Raw genomic sequence first — 22,189 nt, 5'->3', positions numbered from 1 at the left:
CTTCGACGTCTTCATGGAATTCTCCTCGTCCCGATCCCGGGATCATAAGTGGAAAATTCCAGCTCAAAACGGTCCGAATTCCTGGAGGCACGTCAAGGAAGCCAACACTGGCTGCAGCGCAGGGCGCTCCATCTCCAGAGCCTGGGCGACGGTCAGTTCCTTCTGTTCAGGGTGCGAGTGCATCATGGCCCAGCGCAGACATTCGGCTTCCAGCCAACCGTTCAACTCCTCCAGGCTGGCGAAGCGCAGCCGAGGTTGGACGAAACGCCCGCGGATCGTCTGAACCTGATTCTCGACTTGGTCCTTCTCCCAACCCGCGGCCGGAGAGCAGGCGGTGGGCTCGACCATATAATGATCGGCCATGACCAGGAACCGGCGGTTGAAGACCCGCTCCTTGCCGACGAACACGCTGGTCACTGCGGTCTTCATATTGTCGTAGATACCGCGCAACGGCACGCCCCCGAAGAACGCAAAACCGCGGGCATGTGCGTCGAACACCATCTCCTGCGTCTCACGCGGATAAGCCCGCGTGTACACCGCCCGAGACGCGCAAAGCCGCATATGCGCAACCTTCACCCGCATCGGCTTGCCAGCGATCTCCACGTCCTCGTGGCTCCAGTCGAACTGATATGCCTCGCCAAGGCCTGAACGAGAGAGGGATGAATGCTGCAACCCCGTCACCTGGATCTTTACGCCGTGCTTCGGCCCATCGCCGCGCATAGCGCCTGACGGCATCATAGGAACCTTCGAACCCTTCACGTTGCAGCAGATCGTGGATCCGCGTCATGCGCACCCGGTCACGGCGATGCCGCGCTTCATTCTCCGCCAGCAGGAGGTCCAACCTGTCTTGGAAAGGGCCGATGCGCGGCAGCGGCTGCACCGATCGATGATAGTCAAAAGCACCCTCAGGCGCCCGGATCGCTTTGCGGATTACCTTACGGGACAAGTGAAGATCGCGGGCAATCGCCTTGATCGGCTTCCCTCCGGCATGCTCACGCCGAATGCGTACTACTGTCTCCACCACCAACATCCCGATCTCGCTGCCTGGATAACCAGACTGCCATCTAAACCATCGAAATCAGGGGTCCCTATTTGACGCCGATCACCCCGCTAACGGGGTGCCTTTTGCACGCCGATCCACAATGTATGAGGTGCAGGCCCGTGGTCGTGCTCAGGAAGCCGTGGGCGGCGGTTCGCCAGACAGCCGGCCCTCCCCAGCCGACTTCGCGCCAACGAGCCTCCGGCACATGCTGGCGACCGAGCTGAGACGGAGGAAGGTGCCGAAGGAGGAGCGGGAGCTCTGGCAGGGGCATCGACGCGAATCGACCAATGACCGGTATGGCCGCTTCGATCCCGACTTCGTCGCCACCGCCAAGTCTGCCGTCGAGGAGCTGCTGCTGGAGCTGGCCGCGGAGTGTCAAACCCCCTTTTCCGCCAAGTTTCCGCCAAGCAACAAAAAAGCGGCCCCGACCGGAGGTCGTGAACCGCTTTCTGTCACCATAAAGATGGTGGGCGCGACAGGGATCGAACCTGTGACCCCTACGATGTCAACGTAGTGCTCTCCCGCTGAGCTACGCGCCCGAATTCTGCGGAAACCGCTCTCGCGGTGGGGGCGATATACCCTTGGGTCCCTGCCCACGCAAGGGCCTCATCGGAAAATATACAAAGATCCCGGGGGGAAAGCCTCAGGCCGCGATCAGCCGGGCGACCTGCGTCACCAGATCCTTGAGATGGAAGGGCTTGGACAGGATCTTGGCATCGCGCGGCGCCTGCATGTCGGGGTTCAGCGCGACTGCGGCAAAGCCGGTGATGAACATGATCTTGAGATCGGGATCGAGTTCGCTGGCCTTGCGCGCCAGCTCGATACCATCCATCTCCGGCATGACGATGTCCGTCAGAAGCAGGTGGAAGGGTTCTTCCCGGAGCCGTTCATAGGCGCTCAGGCCGTTGTCGAAGGAGATGACATCGTAGCCAGCGTTCTGAAGAGCTCTGGTGAGGAACCGCCGCATATCCTCATCGTCTTCGGCCAGCAGGATCCGGTTCATCAAGCGTGTCCGCGGGGTCTGTTCAATCATGATGGCACCACACTACGGTCCGAGAGTTAAATATCGGGTAAGCGAAACGGGGGCAACGCCGTCGCAATGGACAGGCCGAAAAGGGGCATGCAAAATCGTGTGTGGTGATTTGCGAGGCGTTCATGGGTGAGACCGGCTTTCCGGCCGACTGGACGGCCGATCCACGAGATCCCTCCCGGCATCGCGAGGTCCCCTTCCAGATCCGGCGTCCCGACCACCAGTTCGTTCCCTTCGTCTTCAACTCCCCGCATAGCGGCAGTTTCTATCCCGAGGCTTTCCTCGCAGCCTCGTGCCTGGACCGGCAAAGCATCCGCCGCTCCGAAGACTTCATGGTGGACGCGCTGTTCGGCTCCGTCGGGGCGCTGGGAGCGCCACTGATGCGCGCCGTCTATCCCCGCGCCTATCTCGACGTGAACCGCGAGCCCTACGAGCTCGACCCCAGGATGTTCTCCGACCGCCTGCCGCCCTTCGCCAATGTGCGGTCGCTCAGGGTCGCCGGCGGGCTCGGCACGATTCCGCGCATCGTCAGCGACACCGCGCCGATCTATCGTAGCCCGCTGCGGGTGGAGGAAGCGATGGCGCGCATCCGCGACATCTACCATCCCTACCATGAGGCGTTGTCGGGCCTGCTCCTGGAGACGCATGAGACCTTCGGGCAGGCGGTCCTGATCGACTGCCATTCCATGCCATCGCATCTCAAGGGCGTTTCGGCGCGCTCGCGGCCGGATTTCGTGCTGGGCGACCGCTTCGGCACGAGTTGCATGCCGGAACTGACGGAGGCGGCGGTCCAGTTTCTGGTGGCGCAAGGCTACAACGTAGCCCGCAACAAGCCCTATGCCGGCGGCTTCATCACCGAGCATTACGGCCGACCCTATGGCGGCCTGCATACGCTGCAGATCGAAGTGAACCGGGCCCTCTACATGGACGAGGCGGCGCTTGCCCCCCATGAGGGCTTCGACGACCTGAGGGCGAACCTGGAAGGGCTGGCGCAGGCGCTGATCGAGACGATGGGCACCTTTTCCCTCCCGCTCGCCTTGCGCGAGGCCGCGGAATAGGTCCGCCGCCGCAAACCTGTTGCACCGCACAAAAAAAGGCCGCACCGAAGTGCGGCCCAAGTCTAGGGAGGAAACGCCCTAAAGAGGGCTGCGATACGGATATCGCAATGCACAATCTATTGTGCTCTGCACAAAAGCGCAAGACCCTCCCGAGGCCGGATGCGCAAAGATTTGGCTCGTGGCGGCGGGGCGGTGACGCTATGAGGCGGGAGTGCAAGCCGGGACGGGAAGCCACCGGCGCGAAAGGACGCTTGTCGCGATGCCATCCCCGATTTCCGCCGCAGAAAGCCTGATCCCCTTCCTGCACGAACTGGCCGATGCCGCGGGCGAGGCGATCCTGCCGCATTTCCGCACCGGACTTTCCGTCACCGACAAGGGCGCTGCCACGACCGATGGCGTTTTCGATCCGGTGACGATCGCCGACCGCAATGCGGAGACCGCGATGCGCGAGCTGATCGCCCGGCGGTTTCCCGAGCACGGCATCCTCGGCGAGGAATTCGGCGCGGAGAATGCGGACGCGGAATGGGTCTGGGTGCTCGATCCGATCGACGGCACGCGCGCCTTCATCTCCGGCCTGCCGCTCTGGGGCGTGCTGATCGGCCTGCGCCACCAGGGCGTGCCGACGCTCGGCATGGTCGCCCAGCCTTATATCGGCGAGCGCTTCTATGGGTCGGCGGAAGGGGCATGGGTGGAGCGCAACGGCGAGCGGCGACCGATCCGCACGCGCGCCTGCTCCGGCCTAGCCGAGGCGACGCTTTCCACCACCATGCCGCAGCTCTTCGTCGGCGATGAGCAGGATCGCTACCGCGCGGTGGAGCGGTCCGTACGGCTGACGCGATACGGCTACGATTGCTACGCCTATGCGATGGTTGCCTCGGGCTTCATCGACTGCGTGATCGAATCCGGGCTGAAGCCCTACGATATCGAGCCGATCATCCCGGTGATCCGGGGCGCCGGCGGTTTCGTCACAGACTGGGCCGGGCAGGACAAGACCGGTGGCGGACAGGTGCTGGCGGCAGGCGACCGGCGCGTGCTGGATGCCGCGCTGGAGATGCTCGGCGGCTGAAAACCCGGCCGGACGTCAGAGCATGAAGGCGTCGAACGCCGCCCAGAACTGCTCTCGGTAGCAGTCCCGCTCCATCAGGAGTTCATGCCGCGCGCCGCTGACGCGCACCAGCGCCGCCGATTTCAGCCGACCGGCCAAGCGTTCCACGGCGAACGGATCGACCACGCGGTCGTCCCCGGGCAGCACGAAGAGCGTGGGCAGGCGCAGGCTTTCGGCAAACCCGGGATCGTTGAGCCGCCGCATCGCGCGAAAGGCCGCCGCCGTCCAGCCGATCGTCGGCAGGCCGATGCCCAGCGCCGGATTCGCCTCCAGCACGAAGCTGCGGCGATGGTAGCGCCCGGGATCGCTGGTCACCACGTTGCGCTCGAAGGCGTCCGTGATGGGGTCCTTGCGGCCGGGCACGCTGAGCTTGCCCAGTTGCAGGGCCGAGAGCGTCGCCAGCAGCGGGCGCATTAGCATCACCCGGTGCGGCAGCCCGACCAATGGCGCGTTCAGCACCATGCGCTCGATCTGCGTCCGCGCGCGCTCGGCGTAAAGCAGCGCCACGGCCCCGCCGGTGGAATGGGCAAGCAGGTAATAAGGCGGCGGGCAGTCGCTGAGCACGACATTGCTCATCACCGTCTGCAGGTCCGTCACGTAATCGGAGAAGCTGCGGACATAGCCCTTGCGCGGATCGGCAAGCAGGCGCTGCGACCCGCCCTGCCCGCGCCAGTCGAAGGCCGCCACGGCATAGCCGCGCCGCTTCAGATCCCCCACGGTCTCGAAATAGCGCTCGATGAACTCGGTACGACCGTTGACGATGAGGACGGTGCCGCGCGGTCGGCCGGGCGGTGCCGCCCAGCGCGCGGCCCGCAGGGCGATGCCGTCGGGCGTGGTAACCGTAATCGCCACGGCGCCCGCCGGAACCGGGTTCTCGGGAATGTCGACGAGTTCGGCCAAGACGCGCGCTGCCTCACGCCGCCGGAAGGATTGCGGCCGGGCAAGTCATAGACGCGGTCGCAAGAGCTGGCAACAAAGGCTGCCGGAGGACGCGAGGGCCGGAAGGCAGCCGAAGAGGAAGCCGGCGCGGCGCTGAGAGGCAGCGTCCCGCCGGCCTGCGATCAATAAACGACCAGCGGATTGCCGCCAGCCTTCGCCTGTGGCTTCGGCACGTCTGGCTTGGCCTCGTCCGCCTTGGGAGCGTCGGGCTTGGGCGGCACATAGGGTGTCGGACCACCCGAGGTCGAAGATCCGGTCGTGGCGCCCGGCGTAGCCCCGGACGCGCCAGAACCCGAAACGTTCGCGTCCGGTTTTGCCGGAACCGGGGCCGGAGCGGGGGCCTGGGCCGGCGCGGCAGCGGGTGCCGGTGCGGGCGTCGGGGTCGCGGGCGCCGCGCTGGAAGCCGGCGGAGTGGACGGCGCTGGCGCGGGAGTTGCCGGAGCGGCCGGGGTCGCGGGAGCCGGAGAACTCTGGGCGGGCGTCGGCGCGGCCGGGGTTGCGGGCGTGGCCGGTGCGACCGGCGTCGGGGGCGTGGTCGGAGCAGCCGAGGGCGCCGGTGCGGCCGGGGTCGCCGGAGCGGAGGGAGCCGCGTTCGACGGGGCCGCGTTCGATGGGGCCGGCTCCGGCCTGGCAGGTGACGCCGTGGGTGCGGAAGGCGCCGCAGGCTGGGCAGGGGCGGCCGGCGCCGCAGGCGTGGTCGGCTGCGCGGGAGCCGCCGGCGCCTGGTTCTGCGCCGGAGCACTCTGCTCCCTCATCTTGTGCGCATCCTCAAGGGACGGCGACGACGACGGCGATTGCTGAGACTGTGGCTTGGGTTCCGGTTGCGGCGCGGCCTTGGGCCGCGCATGCGGCTGCGGCGCGGGTGCTTGCGGCCGGGCGGCGCGCGGCGGCGAATAGGGAGCCGGGCCGGAAGTTCCCCGCTGCGGCGAGCGCTGCTCGTAGCCCGGGCGCAGGATGGTGGATTCCTCCACCCGGCCCGAGGTCGCCGAGATCACGAGTTCCACGAGGTTGTTGGAGGGGTCGATCGCCTGCACGACGTAATAGCCCGGACGGATTCGGAAGGTGCCGAAATCGCGGTAGCCCTGCTGGCGCAGGATGCGCCGGGTGGCGGGGATATCGACGCCGGAACGCTCCTGCGGCGCGTAGCGCGGCTCACGCCAGCGCGGCGCCTCGGGCGGCGGATAATAGCCGGGTGCCTCCTGGTAGACGGGCGGGCCGTCATAGTACCACTGCACGGGGATGACACCGGTTGCGGCCGCCGGCCGGTTCAGCCCAGGCGCCGGGCCGGCGACGAACCCGAAGGCAGGAGGCGCGGCCTGCCCCGCCGTGGCGACGGCCGGCAAGGCGGCCGCTCCGGTCAGACCAGCCAGCGCCCCGATCAAAGCGACCTTCAACATCACCACCTCCGCGCGACCAGATGCCGCTCAGGTTCCAAGGATAATTGGATCCCAGCGATTGCGCCAAAAAAAGACGGTTTTCGGGCCAAAACATCCTTGAACGGTGTTTTCGGGCAACCAAATGTTGCTGTGCGGATGCCAATCGGGTCCGCAATCGCCGGCCGAAACCTCGCCAGACGGGAGGTCACGAGCCGGTTTTTAGAGACAGTCGCTCAACGAGGACTTTCAAAATGCGTCAGTTTGATCTGAGCCCGCTTTATCGTTCCACGGTCGGCTTCGACCGCATGTTCAACCTGCTCGACAGCCTGTCCGGCGACACGGCGCAGCAGCCCTACCCGCCCTACAACATCGAGCGGACCGGCAACACCAGCTACCGGATCTCCATGGCGGTCGCCGGCTTCGGCGAGAACGATCTCGACATCCAGTCCAAGGAAAACGTCCTGACGATCAAGGGCGACAAGAAGGACGAGCAGAAGGAAGGTGAGCGCGAAGTGCTCTACCGGGGCATCGCGTCCCGCGCCTTCGAGCGCCGCTTCCAGCTTGCCGACCATGTCGAGGTGACCGGCGCCAGCCTTGAGAACGGCCTGCTCCACATCGATCTCGTCCGCGAACTGCCGGAGGCCATGAAGCCCCGCAAGATTGCGATCGGCGGCAACAACAACGCCCCGCAGATCGACGCGAAGGCCGCGTAACGCTGACTGAAGGCATAGGCCTTTCGGGCGCCCCGGATCATCTCCGGGGCGCTTTTCGTTCAGGCGTTCCTCAGCCGAGCGCGGCGAGGAAGCCCGCCACATCCTCGGCCGTCGTGGCGAAGGAGGTGACGAGGCGGATCATGATCTCGTCGGCACCGAGCGCGGTGCCCGCCGGCGGATGCCAGTCGTAGAAGACCGCCCCCGCCGCCCGCGCCCGCTCCGCCCCGCCCTTCGTCAGGATGGCGAAGACCTCGTTGGTGTCCGTCGTCCAAGCGATCCGGGCTTGCGCCGAGACATGGAAGCCCGTCCGCAGCCGGTCCGCCATGTCGTTGGCATGGCTCGCCAGCTTCCGCCACAGCCCGTCCTGCAGGTAGGCCTCGAACTGCGCGGCGATGAAGCGCGTCTTGGAAAAGAGATGGCCGGCGCGCTTGCGCAGGAACGGCAGGTCCGGGAAACGGGCGGGCTCGAAGACGACGATCGCCTCCGCCTCGATGCAGCCGTTCTTGGTACCGCCGAACGACATGAGGTCGACGCCGGCCTTCCACGTCATCTCCGCCGCGCTCGCATTGCTCCGCATCAGGGCGTTGGCGAAACGCGCGCCGTCCATATGGAGGGGCAGACCGTGGGCGTGGGTGATCTCGGCGAGCCGCCGTACTTCGTCGACGCTGTAGGCGGTGCCGGCTTCCGTGCCCTGGGTGATCGTCACGCCCACGGGCCGGCCGGCATGGACGAATTCCGGCGTGAACCGGGCAAACGCCGCTTCCAGTGCCTCCGGCGAGATCTTGCCGTCCGGGCCCGCGATGTGGAAGAGCCGGTTGCCGCTCTGGAACTCCACCGCACCGCATTCGTCCTCCACGACATGGCTTCCCGCATGGCAGAAGATCAGCCCGCCCGGCCTCGCCATCGCGGCCAGCGCCAGCGAATTGGCGGCCGTCCCCGTCCCCACGAAGAAGACGGCGACCTCGCGCTCGAACAGGGTGGAGAAAACCGCTTCGGCGCGGCGGTCGACCTCGCTCGCGCCGTAGGCGGCGGCATAGCCGCCGGCTTCGCGCGCCATGGCGTCGATGATCGCGGGATGCGCCCCGGCCCAGTTGTCGCTTGCAAAAAACATGATGCGAATTCCTGTCAGAACTATCCGGACAGCCAGCCAGACAGTTTTCGGGCACGGGAAAAGTGCCGGATTTCGGGCCACGGAAGCTTTCCGGCGGGATGGTGCCCGCCAAGCCCTTGCCGCTTCATTGCATATCTGTCATGTATAGGCAAAGGACAGCCATGTTGTCCTACATCTGCCTGTCGGGCACTGGTTTCGGATCGGTGCGTTCGCGGGCGGATGGTTGGTGCTGCCTGCATGGTCGCGCATGCGGGGGCATCAGATCGCCATACAAGAACAAAGTCCGTGTTCGATAAGTCACGGACCTTCGCGGGACCGGCTGGTAAACAGTGGGTCCCAACTGGAGCGGACGCTCCGAACAAGGGGACATAAGTTCCCGGATCAGACGAGGAAGTCATGAGCGAGAAGTCGGCAGAGGCGTTGAGGGTCATTCATGCGGCGGAAGCCCATGCGGCCGCCAAACGCGCCGCCCGCATGACGAATCCTCGAACGACGCACAAGGGCCCGGGCCTCTACGACCGGCGCAACGATCGCGATGCCTGCGGCGTCGGCTTCATCGCCGACATGAAGGGCCGCAAGTCGCACAAGATCGTGTCGGACGGTCTCCAGCTCCTGGAGAACCTGACGCATCGCGGCGCGGTGGGCGCGGACCCGCTGGTCGGCGACGGCGCCGGCATGCTCGTGCAGATCCCGCACGACTTCTTCAAGGCGGAGTGCGCCTCCCTCGGCTTTGCGCTGCCGGAAGCCGGCCAGTACGGCGTCGGCTACCTCTTCATGCCGCAGGACGAGAGCCTGCGCGCGCATTTCGAGGACGTGGTCGAAAAGGTCATCGCGGCGGAAGGGCAGACCCTGCTCGGCTGGCGCACGGTGCCGGTCGACAATTCCTGCCTCAGCCAAGAAGCGAACATCCGCGCGGCGGAGCCGGTTCACCGGCAGATCTTCATCGCGCGCGGCGAGGACGTGGCCGAGGACGACTTCGAGCGCCGCCTCTTCATCCTGCGCAAGGTGATCTCCAACACCATCTATCGCGAGGGCAAGGGCGACGACCACGGATTCTACATCGTCTCGCTGTCGAGCCGCACGGTGGTCTACAAGGGCATGTTCCTGGCCGACCAGCTCGGCGCCTATTACGCCGACCTGAAGGACGAGCGCTTCGCCTCCGCGCTGGCTCTGGTCCACCAGCGTTTCTCCACCAACACCTTCCCGTCCTGGCGGCTCGCCCATCCCTACCGGATGGTCGCCCACAACGGCGAGATCAACACGCTGCGCGGCAACGTCAACTGGATGGCCGCGCGGCAGGCTTCCGTTTCCTCCCCGGCTTTCGGCGAGGAGATCGAGAAGCTGTGGCCGATCTCCTACGAGGGCCAGTCCGACACCGCCTGCTTCGACAACGCGCTCGAATTCCTCATGATGGGTGGATACGAGATGTCGCACGCGGCCATGACGCTGGTGCCGGAGGCCTGGGCCGGCAACCCGCTGATGGACGAGGATCGCCGCGCTTTCTACGAATACCACGCTTCCATCATGGAGCCGTGGGATGGCCCGGCGGCGATCGCCTTCACCGACGGTCGCCAGATCGGCGCGACGCTGGACCGCAACGGCCTGCGCCCGGCCCGCTATCTCGTGACCGATGACGACCTCGTCGTCATGGCCTCCGAGGCCGGCGTGCTGCCGATCCCGGAAGAGAAGATCGTCCGCAAGTGGCGCCTCCAGCCCGGCAAGATGCTGCTGATCGACCTGGAGGAAGGCCGCATCATCGACGATGCCGAGCTGAAGACCCGGCTTTCCACCGCCAATCCCTACCGCAAGTGGGTGGCGGGCACGCAGATCGTGCTGGAAGACCTGCCCAAGGTTCCCTCACAGGCGCCTTCCACGGCGGAATCGCTGCTCGATCGCCAGCAGGCCTTCGGCTACACGCAGGAAGACCTCAAGTTCCTGATGGCCCCGATGGCGGTCACCGGGCAGGAAGCCGTCGGCTCGATGGGCACCGACACGCCGGTCGCCGTGCTGTCGGACAAGTCGAAGCTGCTCTATTCCTACTTCAAGCAGAACTTCGCCCAGGTCACGAACCCGCCGATCGATCCGATCCGCGAGGAAATCGTGATGAGCCTGGTGTCGTTCATCGGCCCGCGCCCGAACCTCTTCGACCTGGAGGGGCTGTCGAAGCGTCGCCGACTGCAGGTGCGCCAGCCGATCCTGACCAATGCCGACCTGGAGAAGATCCGCGGCATCGGCGACATGGCCGACAACGAGTTCCAGACCTGCACGCTCGACGTCACCTATCCCGCCGAGAACGGCGCGGAAGGCATGCAGGCGGCGCTGAAGGACCTCTGCGAACACGCTGAAAAGGCGGTGCTCGGCGGCTACAACATCATCGTGCTGTCGGACCGGCTGCTCGCGGCATCGCGCATCGCTATACCCGCGCTGCTGGCGACCGCTGCCGTCCACCATCACCTGATCCGCAAGGGGCTCCGCACCTCCGTGGGTCTCGTCGTGGAGACGGGCGAGGCGCGCGAGGTTCACCAGTTCGCGGTGCTCGCCGGCTACGGCGCCGAGGCGATCAACCCCTACCTCGCCTTCGAGACGCTGGCGGCCCTGCACGCGGAAGGGGCATTCCCGGACGCGGTCGATTCCGAAGAAGTGGTGAAGCGCTTCATCAAGTCGGTCGGCAAGGGCATCCTGAAGATCATGTCCAAGATGGGCATCTCGACCTACCAGTCCTATTGCGGCGCGCAGATCTTTGACGCGATCGGCCTGTCCTCCGCGTTCATCGAGCAGTTCTTCTTCGGCACGGCGACGACCATCGAGGGCGTCGGCCTGGCGGAGATCGCCGAAGAGACGGTGCGCCGGCACACGCTCGCCTTCAGCGACGATCCGGTGCTGCGCCGGGCGCTCGATATCGGCGGCGAGTATGTCTACCGGATGCGCGGCGAGGACCATATCTGGACGCCGGACGCGGTGGCCTTCCTGCAGCACGCCGTTCGCGGCGAGGGCATGGACAAGTTCCGCGCCTTCTCCCACCTCGTCGACGGCGAGGCGGAACGCAACCTCACCATCCGCGGCCTCTTCCGCATCCGCATGGCCGAGGAAGCGGGGCTCGTCCCCGTGCCTCTGGATGAGGTCGAGCCGGCCGCCGATATCGTGAAGCGCTTCGTCACCGGCGCGATGAGCTTCGGCTCGATTTCCCGTGAGGCCCACGAGACCATGGCGATCGCCATGAACCGGATCGGCGGCAAGTCGAACACCGGCGAAGGCGGCGAGGAGCCCGAGCGGTTCCGCGTTCTGCCCAACGGCGATTCCAAGCGTTCCGCGATCAAGCAGGTCGCCTCGGGCCGCTTCGGCGTCACGGCGGAATATCTCGTCAATTCCGACATGATGCAGATCAAGGTCGCGCAGGGCGCCAAGCCCGGCGAGGGCGGCCAGCTGCCCGGCCACAAGGTCGATGCTGTCGTGGCCAAGGTCCGGCATTCCACGCCGGGCGTCGGCCTGATTTCGCCGCCGCCGCACCACGACATCTATTCCATCGAAGACCTGGCACAGCTGATCTTCGACCTGAAGTCGACCAATCCGGCGGCCGACGTGTCGGTGAAGCTCGTTTCCGAAGTGGGCGTCGGCACCGTCGCGGCCGGCGTCGCCAAGGCGCGCGCCGACCACATCACCGTGTCCGGCTATGACGGCGGCACGGGCGCCAGCCCGCTGACGGCGATCAAGCATGCCGGCTCTCCCTGGGAGATGGGCCTGGCGGAAACCCAGCAGACGCTGGTGGAGAACGGCCTGCGCTCGCGCGTCGCCCTGCAGGTCGATGGCGGCCTGCGCACCGGCCGCGACGTCATCGTCGGCGCGCTCCTGGGCGCAGACGAGTTCGGCTTCGCCACCGCCCCGCTGATCGCGGTCGGCTGCATCATGATGCGCAAGTGCCACCTGAACACCTGCCCGGTGGGCGTGGCGACGCAGGATCCGGTGCTCCGCAAGCGCTTCAAGGGCACGCCGGAGCACATCATCAACTATCTCTTCTTCGTCGCCGAAGAGGTGCGCGAGCATCTGGCGAAGATGGGCGCGCGCAAGCTGGACGAGATCATCGGCCAGTCCGACCGGCTGGATTCCCGCTCCTTGCTCGATCACTGGAAGCGCAGGGGCCTCGACTTCTCCCGGGTCTTCTACAAGCCCGAGGCGAAGCCGGAGGCGCTGCGCTGGACGGAGCGCCAGACGCATCCGATCGACGACGTGCTGGACCGCAGGCTCATCGCGCAAGCGATGCCGGCGCTGGAGCGGCGCGAGCCCGTGGTGGTGGAAGCGGCGATCCGCAACCTCGACCGCTCGGTGGGCGCCATGCTCTCCGGCGAGGTCGCCAAGCGCTACAAGCATCGCGGCCTGCCGGTCGACACGATCACGGTGAAGCTTCAGGGCACGGCTGGCCAGTCCTTCGGCGCGTTCCTTGCCCGCGGCGTCAGCTTCGATCTCGTCGGCGAGGCCAACGACTATGTCGGCAAGGGTCTTTCCGGCGGCCGGCTGGTGGTGCGCCCGCGCGCCGACACCCGCGTGGATCCGGCCAACTCCATCATCGTCGGCAACACCGTTCTCTACGGTGCGATCGAGGGCGAGGCCTATTTCGGCGGCGTCGCCGGGGAGCGCTTCGCCGTTCGCAACTCCGGCGCGGTGGCGGTCGTGGAAGGCGTGGGCGACCACGGCTGCGAGTACATGACCGGCGGCGTGGTCGTCGTTCTAGGCCAGACCGGACGCAACTTCGCGGCCGGCATGTCCGGCGGCGTCGCCTATGTCCTGGACGAGGACGGCACCTTCTCCTCGCGCTGCAACCTCGCGATGGTGGAACTGGAGCCGGTCCCGGAAGAGGACGATCTGATGGAGCAGTTGCACCATCATGGCGGCGACATCGAGTTCCACGGCCGCGTCGACGTGACGTCCGACATGAACAGCCACGATCAGGAGCGTCTGCTCACTCTGATCGAAAGCCATCTGAACCACACGGGCTCCAAACGCGCCCGGCATATCATGGAGAACTGGGCGGCCTATCGCTCCCGGTTCGTCAAGGTGATGCCGGTCGAGTACCGGCGGGCGCTCCTGGAAATGGAGCAGATGCGCATGGGCGCGGTCGCGGCTGAATAGCGCGCTGGAAGCAGGAATAGAACGATGGGTAAGGTTACAGGGTTTCTGGAGATCGATCGCCAGGAACAGCGCTACCAGCCGGCCTCCGACCGGGTGCGCCATTTCCGCGAATTCGTGCTGCCGCTTCCCCAGCCGGAAGTGCAGCGTCAGGCCGCGCGCTGCATGGATTGCGGCGTGCCGTACTGCCATGGCCCGACGGGCTGCCCGGTCCACAACCAGATCCCGGACTGGAACGACCTGGTCTATGGCGGCGACTGGGAGGAGGCCTCGCGCAACCTCCACACGACCAACAACTTCCCCGAATTCACCGGCCGCATCTGCCCCGCTCCCTGCGAGGAAGCCTGCACGCTGAACATCGAGGACATCCCGGTCACCATCAAGACCATCGAGCAGGCGATCGCCGACAAGGCCTGGGCTTCCGGCTGGATCAAGCCGCAGCCGGCCGAGGTGAAGACCGGCAAGAAGGTCGCGGTGATCGGCTCCGGCCCGGCGGGTCTGGCTGCCGCCCAGCAGCTCGCCCGCGCCGGCCACGACGTGCATGTCTATGAGCGCGAGCCCAAGGCCGGCGGCCTGCTCCGCTACGGCATTCCCGACTTCAAGATGGAAAAGCATCACATCCTGCGCCGCGTGACGCAGATGGAAGCCGAGGGCGTCACCTTCCATTACGGCGTGAATGTCGGCGTGACGCATACGATGCAGGAGCTGAGCGACGGACACGACGCCGTGCTGCTCGCCTGCGGTGCCGAACGCCCCCGCGATCCCGGCATCGGCGGCATCGACCTTTTCGGCGTGCATTACGCCATGCCCTATCTCGTCCAGTCCAACCGCCGCGTCGGCGGCGAGACGGTGCCGGAGCCCGGCGCCTCGGGCGATATCTGGTCCGGCGGCAAGCATGTCGTCGTCGTCGGCGGCGGCGATACGGCGTCGGATTGCGTCGGCACGTCCTTCCGGCAGGGTGCGCTTTCCGTCACCCAGCTCGATATCCGCCCGGTGCCGCCCAAGCACGAGGACAAGGGGCTGGTGTGGCCGTACTGGCCGACCAAGTTCCGCACCTCCTCCAGCCAGGCGGAAGGCGCGGAGCGCGAATTTCAAGCCGCGACGCTGGAATTCGTCGGCGAGGAAGGTCGCCTGACGGGCGTGCGCTGCGCCCGCGTCGACGACAAGCGCCAGCCCATCGAGGGCTCGGAGTTCATCCTCCAAGCCGATCTGGCCTTTATCGCCATCGGTTTTGCCGGCCCTGGAGAGGGCACCTATCTCGCCGAACTCGGCGACGCCCTGCAGCGCGACCGCCGCACCAATGTGGCGGCCGATGAGAAGGACTACCGCACCAGCGTCGACAAGGTCTTCGCGGCCGGCGACGTCCGCCGGGGTCAGTCGCTGATCGTCTGGGCGATCCGCGAAGGCCGCCAGGCAGCCCACGCCATCGACACCTATCTGATGGGCTCGTCGCTGCTGCCGCGCTGAGGCGGAAGCGCGCCGGCCGGCTCGCTGGCCAACAACAATCAAGCCTGCCCTTCGGGGCAGGCTTTTTCATTCAGGAAAGAGCGCCAGCGCCGAACCTGCTATGCCTCCGGGTCGTGACAGCAGACGCAGATCTTGTTGCCTTCGGGATCCCGGAAATATGCGCCGTAAAAATTTGAATGGTATTGCGGCCAAAGTCGCGGTCCGCCCTCGTCGCTCCCACCCGTAGACATTGCGTACTCATGGCATCGATCGACGAGCGGACGACTGGCCGCCAGGAAGGCGGTCATTTGTCCATTCCTGGCGATGTGGCCCCGCCATCGAAAGGCTGCATCACGACGAAGAGCGGCCGATCTGCATCCGTATGCTTCCAGCAGGCCCATTGCGCGCCCGAGAACTTCAAGGGCAGACCCAGGATGTCCATGAGCGGCCTATAGAAATCCAGGGCGCGCGGCACGTCGTTCACCCCGATCGTCACATGTGAAAACACCCTCCGGCTCCTGCGTCCCGTTCACCCTTCCGGTATGACTTTGAGAAGCCGGCGGAAGCGCCAACCGGTTCCGGCGCCACCCGAGTAGCGGCGCCGCAAGCGTTCCGACGACGATTTTAGATCATCATTCCGCCGGACACCTCGATCCGTTGCGCGTTGACCCAGCGATTGTCTTCCGACAGCAGCGACGCGATCATCGGGCCGATATCGTCGGGCAGGCCCGGACGGCCGAGCGCCGTGACCTCGGAGACGCGCCGGTTTACCTCCGGATTGTCGCGCACCATGCCGCCGCTGAAATCGGTCTGGACAGCGCCGGGTGCAACTACATTGACCGCGATCCGCCGATTCCCCAACTCCTTGGCCAGATACCGGGTCAGCACCTCGACGGCACCCTTCATCGAGCCATAGGCGGCGCTGCCGGGATAAACGATCCGCGTCAGGCCGGTCGAGACGTTCACAATGCGACCGCCATCCGCGATGAGGGGCAGCAGGGTCTGCGTCAGGAAGAACACGCCCTTGAGGTGAACGCGGTAGAGGGCGTCGAAATCCTCTTCGGTCACCTCGGCAATCGGGGCGTGATGCGAGATGCCGGCGTTGTTGACGAGGAAGTCGAAGCGCTCGGTACCCCAGTCGGCCAGCACCTTGCGAAGCTCGGTTGCAAAACCGGGAAAGGCCGCCGTGTCGCCGGTGTCGAGGCGCAGGGCGACGGCGCGCGCGCCGGCCTGTTCCACGGCCGCGACCACCTCGTTGGCGGCGGCACGATTGCTGTTGTAGGTGACGATCGAGCCGACGCCACGGCGGGCGAGAGCCTCCACCGTCGAGCGGCCGAGGCCGCGGCTGCCGCCGGTGACGATTGCGATTGGGGAATGTGCGGACATGGAAACTCCATCGGTTCGGTCGCACCGATCTAGTTGCAGCCGCCCGGCCTGATTAGATCGAGATTGCGGTCAACATTGTTTTGGCAGACAGAATGATCGCCATGGATCGTCTCGCCAGCCTGGAACTCTTCGTCCGCATCGTCGACCGGGGCAGCTTCCGCGCCGCGGCGGCCGATCTGGGCATTTCACGTCCTGTCGCAACGGCCGCGATCAAGGCGCTGGAAAAAAGGCTTGGCACGCGACTGCTTCAGCGCACCACCCGGCACGTCCAGCCGACGGTCGACGGCGAGTCTTATTACCGGCGCTGCGTGTCCATTCTCGCGGATATCGAGGATGCCGGCCGCGGCGCGAGCGGGGCCGTGACGGGGCTGCTCCGGGTCAACATCGCGGGCCATCTGGTGCGGACGATGCTGCTGCCGGCTTTGCCCGCATTCCTGGCGCAACATCCGGCGCTGGCGATCCATCTCGGCGAGGGAGAGCGTCTGGTCGATCTGGTGCGGGAGGGCATCGACTGCGTGGTGCGCGCGGGCCACCTCCCCGACAGCGACATGGTCGCTCGGCACCTCGGAGACATGGAGGAGATCACCTGCGCGAGCCCCGCTTATCTCGCCGAGCATGGCGTTCCTCTGTCGCCCGATCGGCTGGACGGACATGTGATGGTGGGTTTCGTGTCGTCGCGAACGGACCGGCCGCTGCCGCTGGAGTTCACGCGGGACGGCGAGACGATCGAGGTTTCCCTGCCGGCGCGCGTGCTGGTTGGCGGCGCCGATACGAGCGTGGCGGCGGCGAGATTGGGTTTCGGCTTGGTCCAGGCACCGCGCATCCGCTTCGAAAACGACCTCGCGGCGGGTACTTTGGTGGAAGTCATGGCCGATTTTCCGCCGACCCCGACCCGTCTCTCCGTCCTGTATCCCAGCAACCGCCAGCTTTCCCCGCGCGTCAGGGTGTTCGTCGATTGGCTGATCGATACGCTTGGGCCGCACCGGTCTCCTGCCTAGGAATCCTGAGCGGCACCAACCTTCGAGGCTCTGTCTCAGGGCTGAGCGGCCGGTGCTGCGGGAACCGCAGGGGCTGCAGGAACAGCCGCAGGTGGGGCCGCCGTGTTGGCCGGAACCGCGGGGCTCGCCTGGGCCAGCGGCGCGTTAGCAGGGGGTGGAGACCCCGGGGCGGATGCGGATGGGGTGGCATTACCTTGCCCGCTCGCGGTAGGCACGCTCGGCTGTTGCAGCTCCTGCCCGGTCGGCGGCGCCTCGGGTTTCGGCTGGGGCGCGCTGCCGCGCGGCCAGGCATTGTTGTCGGCCCGGCTCGCAGGCACTGCCGGGCCCTTTGCGAATGCCGCCGTCACGAGGCTGCTGGCGAGGCTGTCGTTCGCATTGCCGGGAACGGCAGGTGGCATGTCGGAAAGCGCGTTCGTCGGCCCGACAGGCGCGCCCACCGGTATCATCGGCCCGATCTGCGGTCCCTTGGGCTGGTCGCTCGGCGCGGGCTGCTGGCCATTCGCCACGGGCGGCAGGGTGCCCAGTGTCTTGTCGAGATCGGTCTCCAGAAAGAAGGCGAGCTTGCGCGCGCCGGCTTCCGTAAAGGCGATGCCGCCGCTGTCGCGCAATTGCACGGGCTGGCCGGAGACATCCGGGCCGTTGCTAACGAAGCGGCCGTCCTCGTCGGCGAAACCGTCCCAGAGATCCTCGACCTTGACCCCGAGGGTATCCAGGTGATCGTGGAAGATGCCGTTCAGCGTGCTGTAGGTGTTGGACATGGCCGTGGAGCGGACCGGCACCAGCCCTGCCCAGACCACCGGCTTGCCCGTGGCCTTCAGTGCCTGCCCGAAGCGGGCGACCCGCTCGCCATAGACCTGCGTCCAGCGATCGGAGCCCAGCACCGCGCTGCCGCCGGTGCCGGTGATCGTCTGCCGGTCGTTGGCGCCGATCATCACGACGATGGCGTCCGCCTTCTGGTCGCCGGCAAGGCCCGGCAACCTTGCCGGCCAGTCGAACGCCTTGTCACGGACGAGACCGGAGGAGCCGACGCTTGCGTCGATGACCAGCACATCGGGATTGTCGGAATAGGCGGCCGCGAGGCCCTTTGCCAGCGAGGCCGCCATGAAGTCGCCGACAACGAGGATGTGGCGGGCGTTTTCCGCCTTGCCGTCCGCCGCGACCGGCTTGGGATTGACGGCGAGGGGCGCGTTTCTCTCCGCCGGCGTGCGGACGGGCGCCGGTCGCCGGGGCGTGCTGCGCCGCGCGGGAGCAGGCGCCTGCTGGGGCGCGATGGCCGGGGCCTGCTGCGGCGCCATCTGCTGCCGCCGTCCGAAAAGCCGCTGGAAGAAATTGGGGCGGCCCGCCTGCTGCGGCTGCGCCTGGTAATAGCCGCCATTGGGCTGCGCCGCGGCGATATCGCCGAAGGCGAGCCCCGCGACGAGCGCTCCGGTCACGCAGACGATAACGGCCCTTCTCATCTCACCTCCGCGCTATCCCTCGCGCAGAGCGCTCAGGACTTCCACGCCGGCATGGCCGTTCGGCTCCATGCCATTGCGGCTCTGGAAGGCCTTCACCGCCTCGCGCGAGGCAGGACCGGCCTTGCCGTCGATCTCGCCATCATAATAGCCGAGAGCGGAAAGGCGTTGCTGAACTTCCTGCACTTCGCCGGGCTTCAGGGCGCGCTGGCCGTTCGGCCAGGCATGGACGAAGGGTCCGGCGCCGATCAGCCGGTCGGCAAGGTGACCCACCGCCAGCGCATAGGCGGTCGACTGGTTGTAACGCTTGATGACGAAGTGGTTGCGCAGCATCAGGAAGGCGGGGCCGCCCTGCCCGGCCGGCAGGACCAGCACGGCCTTGTCGTCGCCGCGCGGGAAATCCTTCCCGCCGACGCGCACGACGCCCGCCCGCGCCCATTGCGAGATCGGCAGCGAGCCCTTGCGGCCGCCGCTAAGCTCCGGCGGCAGCAGCACCTCGTAGCCCCAGGTCTTGCCGGAATTCCAGCCGGCCTTCTTCAGGTAGTTCGCGGCCGAGGCCATCGCATCCACCGGCGAATTCCAGATGTCGCGACGACCGTCCCCGTCGAAGTCGACGGCGTAGCCGTTATAGGTGGTGGGGATGAACTGCGTGTGGCCCATGGCGCCGGCCCAGGAGCCGGTCAGGCCCTTCGGCGAGATATCGCCGTGCTGAAGGATCTTCAGGGTCGCTATCAGCTGCGTGCGGCCGAACTTGGCGCGACGCGGATCGGCATAGGCGAGCGTCGCCAGCGAGCGGACGACCGGCTTCACGCGCTTGGGATCCTGCAACGCCTCGCCATAGGAGGATTCGATGCCCCAGATGGCGACGAGGATCTCGCGCGGCACGCCGTAGCGGCGTTCGATGGCGTCGAGCGCGGTCCGGTATTGCTGCAGCGCGACGCGCCCAGTGGCGATTCGCTTGTCGGAGACGGCGCCCTCGACATAGTCCCAGAGCGGCTTGACGAATTCCGGCTGGTAGTGGGCACGCTCCAGCACGTCGGGATCGGGTGACACGCCGCGGAAGGCGGCCTGGTAGACGGCGCGGGAGATGCCCGCCTGCGCGGCCGTCGGCCAGAACCCGGCGACCCAGCGATCGAAGCCCGCATCGGCGTGGGCGATGCTGCTGAAGCAGGTCGCCGCCAGCACGAGAGCGAGGCTCGGAAGGGACAGTAGTCGCCGCATGTCATCCTCTCCGTTATTCCGTTTGTCAGAAGCTCCCAAGCTCGCTGGATATGGTTAAGGAGAGGATAAGACGGACGGTTCCCTGTCACTGCCGGCCATCAACGAGGCGTGAGCAGGCAGCCTGACGGTCAGGCCGCCCTACTCCCTCGGCACGTTCCGGTCCAGTTCCTCCAGCCAGATCCGGCCGTTCCCGTCGGAGGGCGCGCGCCAGTCGCCGCGCGGCGAGAGCGAGCCGCCGGCCACGACCTTCGGACCGTTCGGCATGGCGGAGCGCTTGAACTGGCTGATGGTGAAGAAGCGGAAGAGGAAGACTTCCAGCCAGTGGCGGATGTCGGACAGGGCGTAATGATGCCGCCGCTCCTCGGGAAAACCGGGAGGCCACGCGCCACTTTCCCGGTCGCGCCAGGCATTCAGCGCCATGAAGGCGATCTTGGACGGCACGTAGCCGTAGCGAAGCACGTAGAAGAGATTGAAGTCCTGCAGTTCGTAGGGACCGATCTTCTCTTCCGTGCTCTGCGGCGCACCGCTGGCTCCGGGCGGGATCAACTCCGGCGAGATCTCGGTGGCAAGGATCGCGGTCAGCGTTTCCGACACGTCGGCTTCGAATCGCTTCGAACTGATGACCCAGCGGATCAGGTGCTGGATCAGCGTCTTCGGCACACCCGCATTGACGTTGTAGTGGGACATCTGATCGCCCACGCCATAGGTGCACCAGCCGAGCGCCAGCTCCGAGAGGTCCCCGGTGCCGAGAACGATGCCGTTCTTGTGGTTGGCGAGGCGGAAGAGATAGTCGGTCCTGAGCCCCGCCTGAACGTTCTCGAAGGTGATGTCGTAGACCGGCTCTCCCTTGGCGAAGGGATGCTCCATTTCCTGGAACATCGTCATCGCGGTCGGCCTGATGTCGAGTTCCTGCTGGGTGATGCCCAGCGAGGTCATCAGCCCTATGGCATTCGTCTTCGTGCCCGCGCTCGTGCCGAAACCCGGCATGGTGTAGCCGAAGATGTTGGTGCGCGGCAGCTTCAGGAGATCCATCGCCTGCGCCGCGACGATCAGCGCCTGGGTGGAATCGAGGCCGCCGGAAACGCCGACGACGATGCGCTCGATACCGGTGGATTGCAGCCGCTGGACAAGGCCGGCGACCTGGATGTTGTAGGCTTCGTAGCAGTCGAGTTCCAGCCGCTCGCGACTGGCCGGAACGAAGGGGAAGCGCTCGATGCGGCGCTTCAAACCGATATCGTCGGCCGGGGGATCGACGCGGAAGAAGACGCGACGCCAGCCGCCGGTCATCTCCTCCTGCCGGGCATTCTCGTGGAAACTGCCCATGCGGATCCGCTCCTGCCGGAGAAGATCGAGGTCGATATCGGCATAGGCGATCTGGTCGGTGGACGGGAAACGCTCGGTCTCCGCCAGCGTCGCGCCGTTCTCGAAGATGCCCGCCTGCCCGTCCCAGGCGAGATCGGTGGTGGATTCGCCGGGACCGGCCGCGGAATAGAGATAGGCCGCGATGCAGCGGGCGGACTGCGACTGGCAGAGCATCCGCCGCGTCTCGGCCTTGCCGATGGTGATATCGCTGGCGGACAGGTTTGCGAGAACCGTCGCGCCGGCCAGCGCCGCGTTGGAGCTCGGCGGGATCGGCACCCAGAAATCCTCGCAGACTTCCGCATGGACGATCAGGCTCTTCACGTCCTCGGCCTGGAACAGGAGATCGGTGCCGAACGGCACCTCGCGGCCGGCAACGAGGATTTCGTCGTCGGCGATCTCGGCGCCGGAGAGGAAATGACGCTGTTCGTAGAATTCCCGGTAGTTCGGCAGGTAGCTCTTGGGCACCACGCCCAGAACCTGCCCGCGATGGATCGCCACCGCGCAATTGTAGAGGCGCTGCTCATGGCGGAGCGGCGCGCCGACGAGGATCAGCGGCAGGAGGTCGGCGGAGGCTTCCGCGATGGCGTCGATCGCCTCCTCCACCGCATCCAGCAGCACGTCCTGCTGCAGGATGTCGCCGATCGAGTAGCCGGAAATGCCGAGCTCGGGAAAGACGGCGAGCGCCGCTCCCTCTTCGTGGCACTGGCGGGAAACCCGGATCACCGCCTCCGCATTGGCGGCGGGATCGGCCAGCGTGCAATGCGTGGTGCAGGCTGCGACGCGGGCGAAGCCGTGCCGATAAAGCGAGTCGAACGTCATCGTGGAAC

General features: G+C 66.5%; 15 protein-coding genes, 1 tRNA gene and 1 pseudogene. 6 read left to right on the top strand and 11 right to left on the bottom strand.

Going from position 1 to position 22,189, the window contains the following annotated elements; translation table 11 throughout:
• Window positions 1-75: 75 nt before the first annotated feature.
• The 3 genes and pseudogenes from istA to cpdR form a co-directional block, all read right to left on the bottom strand.
• Window positions 76-1,030: pseudogene (gene istA / locus BMY25_RS18250) on the bottom strand (IS21 family transposase); the annotation flags it as partial.
• A 476-nt stretch (window positions 1,031-1,506) separates the two neighbouring features.
• A tRNA-Val gene (locus BMY25_RS18240) sits at window positions 1,507-1,581 on the bottom strand.
• Between the two features lie 104 nt (window positions 1,582-1,685).
• Window positions 1,686-2,045, bottom strand: a complete 360-nt coding sequence (gene cpdR, locus BMY25_RS18235; protein ID WP_092499320.1) for a cell cycle two-component system response regulator CpdR — start codon at window positions 2,043-2,045, stop codon at window positions 1,686-1,688.
• A gap of 152 nt (window positions 2,046-2,197) precedes the next feature.
• Here cpdR and BMY25_RS18230 point away from each other — a divergent pair, with 152 nt between their 5' ends.
• Window positions 2,198-3,130, top strand: a complete 933-nt coding sequence (locus BMY25_RS18230) for an N-formylglutamate amidohydrolase (RefSeq protein WP_092499318.1) — start codon at window positions 2,198-2,200, stop codon at window positions 3,128-3,130.
• Window positions 3,131-3,389: 259 nt separating this feature from the next.
• The gene (gene hisN, locus BMY25_RS18225) at window positions 3,390-4,196 is read left to right on the top strand and encodes a histidinol-phosphatase (RefSeq protein WP_092499316.1); all 807 of its coding nucleotides are present in this window, start codon (window positions 3,390-3,392) and stop codon (window positions 4,194-4,196) included.
• A 15-nt stretch (window positions 4,197-4,211) separates the two neighbouring features.
• Here the strand turns inward: hisN and BMY25_RS18220 are convergent, their stop codons facing one another.
• Both BMY25_RS18220 and BMY25_RS18215 read right to left on the bottom strand, forming a co-directional pair.
• Window positions 4,212-5,135, bottom strand: a complete 924-nt coding sequence (locus tag BMY25_RS18220; protein ID WP_092499314.1) for an alpha/beta fold hydrolase — start codon at window positions 5,133-5,135, stop codon at window positions 4,212-4,214.
• Window positions 5,136-5,296: 161 nt separating this feature from the next.
• Window positions 5,297-6,571, bottom strand: a complete 1,275-nt coding sequence (locus BMY25_RS18215) for a hypothetical protein (protein WP_092499312.1) — start codon at window positions 6,569-6,571, stop codon at window positions 5,297-5,299.
• Window positions 6,572-6,801: 230 nt separating this feature from the next.
• On the opposite strand from BMY25_RS18215, the gene BMY25_RS18210 reads away from it, so the two are divergent.
• Window positions 6,802-7,263, top strand: a complete 462-nt coding sequence (locus tag BMY25_RS18210; RefSeq protein WP_092499310.1) for an Hsp20 family protein — start codon at window positions 6,802-6,804, stop codon at window positions 7,261-7,263.
• Window positions 7,264-7,333: 70 nt separating this feature from the next.
• Here the strand turns inward: BMY25_RS18210 and BMY25_RS18205 are convergent, their stop codons facing one another.
• Entirely contained in the window at window positions 7,334-8,374 is a 1,041-nt protein-coding gene (locus BMY25_RS18205; RefSeq protein WP_092499308.1) for a threonine aldolase family protein, read from the bottom strand.
• Window positions 8,375-8,770: 396 nt separating this feature from the next.
• Here BMY25_RS18205 and gltB point away from each other — a divergent pair, with 396 nt between their 5' ends.
• Together gltB and BMY25_RS18195 are read left to right on the top strand one after the other, a co-directional pair.
• Window positions 8,771-13,498 (top strand): glutamate synthase large subunit, encoded by a 4,728-nt coding sequence (gltB, locus tag BMY25_RS18200; RefSeq protein WP_092499306.1) that lies wholly within the window; start codon window positions 8,771-8,773, stop codon window positions 13,496-13,498.
• Window positions 13,499-13,522: 24 nt separating this feature from the next.
• The gene (locus BMY25_RS18195; protein WP_092499304.1) at window positions 13,523-14,962 is read left to right on the top strand and encodes a glutamate synthase subunit beta; all 1,440 of its coding nucleotides are present in this window, start codon (window positions 13,523-13,525) and stop codon (window positions 14,960-14,962) included.
• 283 nt (window positions 14,963-15,245) lie between these two features.
• Here the strand turns inward: BMY25_RS18195 and BMY25_RS21245 are convergent, their stop codons facing one another.
• Window positions 15,246-15,449: a VOC family protein gene (locus BMY25_RS21245; RefSeq protein ID WP_238858414.1), complete on the bottom strand. Its 204-nt coding sequence runs from the start codon at window positions 15,447-15,449 to the stop codon at window positions 15,246-15,248.
• Between the two features lie 116 nt (window positions 15,450-15,565).
• Window positions 15,566-16,327: an SDR family NAD(P)-dependent oxidoreductase gene (locus tag BMY25_RS18185; RefSeq protein WP_092499302.1), complete on the bottom strand. Its 762-nt coding sequence runs from the start codon at window positions 16,325-16,327 to the stop codon at window positions 15,566-15,568.
• Window positions 16,328-16,428: 101 nt separating this feature from the next.
• Here BMY25_RS18185 and BMY25_RS18180 point away from each other — a divergent pair, with 101 nt between their 5' ends.
• Window positions 16,429-17,325 carry a LysR family transcriptional regulator gene (locus tag BMY25_RS18180; RefSeq protein WP_092499345.1) on the top strand — a complete coding sequence of 299 codons (897 nt, stop codon included), beginning with the start codon at window positions 16,429-16,431 and terminating at the stop codon, window positions 17,323-17,325.
• 35 nt (window positions 17,326-17,360) lie between these two features.
• Here BMY25_RS18180 and BMY25_RS18175 read toward each other — a convergent pair whose 3' ends face one another.
• The 3 genes from BMY25_RS18175 to BMY25_RS18165 all read right to left on the bottom strand — a co-directional run bounded on the left by BMY25_RS18175 (window position 17,361) and on the right by BMY25_RS18165 (window position 22,181).
• Window positions 17,361-18,782, bottom strand: coding sequence for an SGNH/GDSL hydrolase family protein (locus BMY25_RS18175; protein WP_092499300.1), 1,422 nt, complete (start codon window positions 18,780-18,782; stop codon window positions 17,361-17,363).
• 12 nt (window positions 18,783-18,794) lie between these two features.
• Window positions 18,795-20,000 (bottom strand): lytic murein transglycosylase, encoded by a 1,206-nt coding sequence (locus BMY25_RS18170; protein ID WP_092499298.1) that lies wholly within the window; start codon window positions 19,998-20,000, stop codon window positions 18,795-18,797.
• Window positions 20,001-20,138: 138 nt separating this feature from the next.
• Window positions 20,139-22,181: an NAD(+) synthase gene (locus tag BMY25_RS18165; RefSeq protein ID WP_092499343.1), complete on the bottom strand. Its 2,043-nt coding sequence runs from the start codon at window positions 22,179-22,181 to the stop codon at window positions 20,139-20,141.
• Window positions 22,182-22,189 lie beyond the last annotated feature (8 nt).

Origin of the sequence: Faunimonas pinastri (genome assembly GCF_900110915.1) — a bacterium.
Lineage (GTDB): Bacteria > Pseudomonadota > Alphaproteobacteria > Rhizobiales > Afifellaceae > Faunimonas > Faunimonas pinastri.
Note: the sequence above shows the minus strand (reverse complement) of the source record. Positions and strands in the feature narration are given on the sequence as shown.

What these genes read in the sequence shown, in the direction of transcription:
- cpdR (WP_092499320.1), bottom strand. Translation starts at nt 2,045, where the DNA reads ATGAACCGGATCCTGCTGGCCGAAGACGATGAGGATATGCGGCGGTTC.
- BMY25_RS18230 (WP_092499318.1), top strand. Translation starts at nt 2,198, where the DNA reads ATGGGTGAGACCGGCTTTCCGGCCGACTGGACGGCCGATCCACGAGAT.
- hisN (WP_092499316.1), top strand. Translation starts at nt 3,390, where the DNA reads ATGCCATCCCCGATTTCCGCCGCAGAAAGCCTGATCCCCTTCCTGCAC.
- BMY25_RS18215 (WP_092499312.1), bottom strand. Translation starts at nt 6,571, where the DNA reads ATGTTGAAGGTCGCTTTGATCGGGGCGCTGGCTGGTCTGACCGGAGCG.
- BMY25_RS18210 (WP_092499310.1), top strand. Translation starts at nt 6,802, where the DNA reads ATGCGTCAGTTTGATCTGAGCCCGCTTTATCGTTCCACGGTCGGCTTC.
- BMY25_RS18205 (WP_092499308.1), bottom strand. Translation starts at nt 8,374, where the DNA reads ATGTTTTTTGCAAGCGACAACTGGGCCGGGGCGCATCCCGCGATCATC.
- gltB (WP_092499306.1), top strand. Translation starts at nt 8,771, where the DNA reads ATGAGCGAGAAGTCGGCAGAGGCGTTGAGGGTCATTCATGCGGCGGAA.
- BMY25_RS18195 (WP_092499304.1), top strand. Translation starts at nt 13,523, where the DNA reads ATGGGTAAGGTTACAGGGTTTCTGGAGATCGATCGCCAGGAACAGCGC.
- BMY25_RS18185 (WP_092499302.1), bottom strand. Translation starts at nt 16,327, where the DNA reads ATGTCCGCACATTCCCCAATCGCAATCGTCACCGGCGGCAGCCGCGGC.
- BMY25_RS18180 (WP_092499345.1), top strand. Translation starts at nt 16,429, where the DNA reads ATGGATCGTCTCGCCAGCCTGGAACTCTTCGTCCGCATCGTCGACCGG.
- BMY25_RS18175 (WP_092499300.1), bottom strand. Translation starts at nt 18,782, where the DNA reads ATGAGAAGGGCCGTTATCGTCTGCGTGACCGGAGCGCTCGTCGCGGGG.
- BMY25_RS18170 (WP_092499298.1), bottom strand. Translation starts at nt 20,000, where the DNA reads ATGCGGCGACTACTGTCCCTTCCGAGCCTCGCTCTCGTGCTGGCGGCG.
- BMY25_RS18165 (WP_092499343.1), bottom strand. Translation starts at nt 22,181, where the DNA reads ATGACGTTCGACTCGCTTTATCGGCACGGCTTCGCCCGCGTCGCAGCC.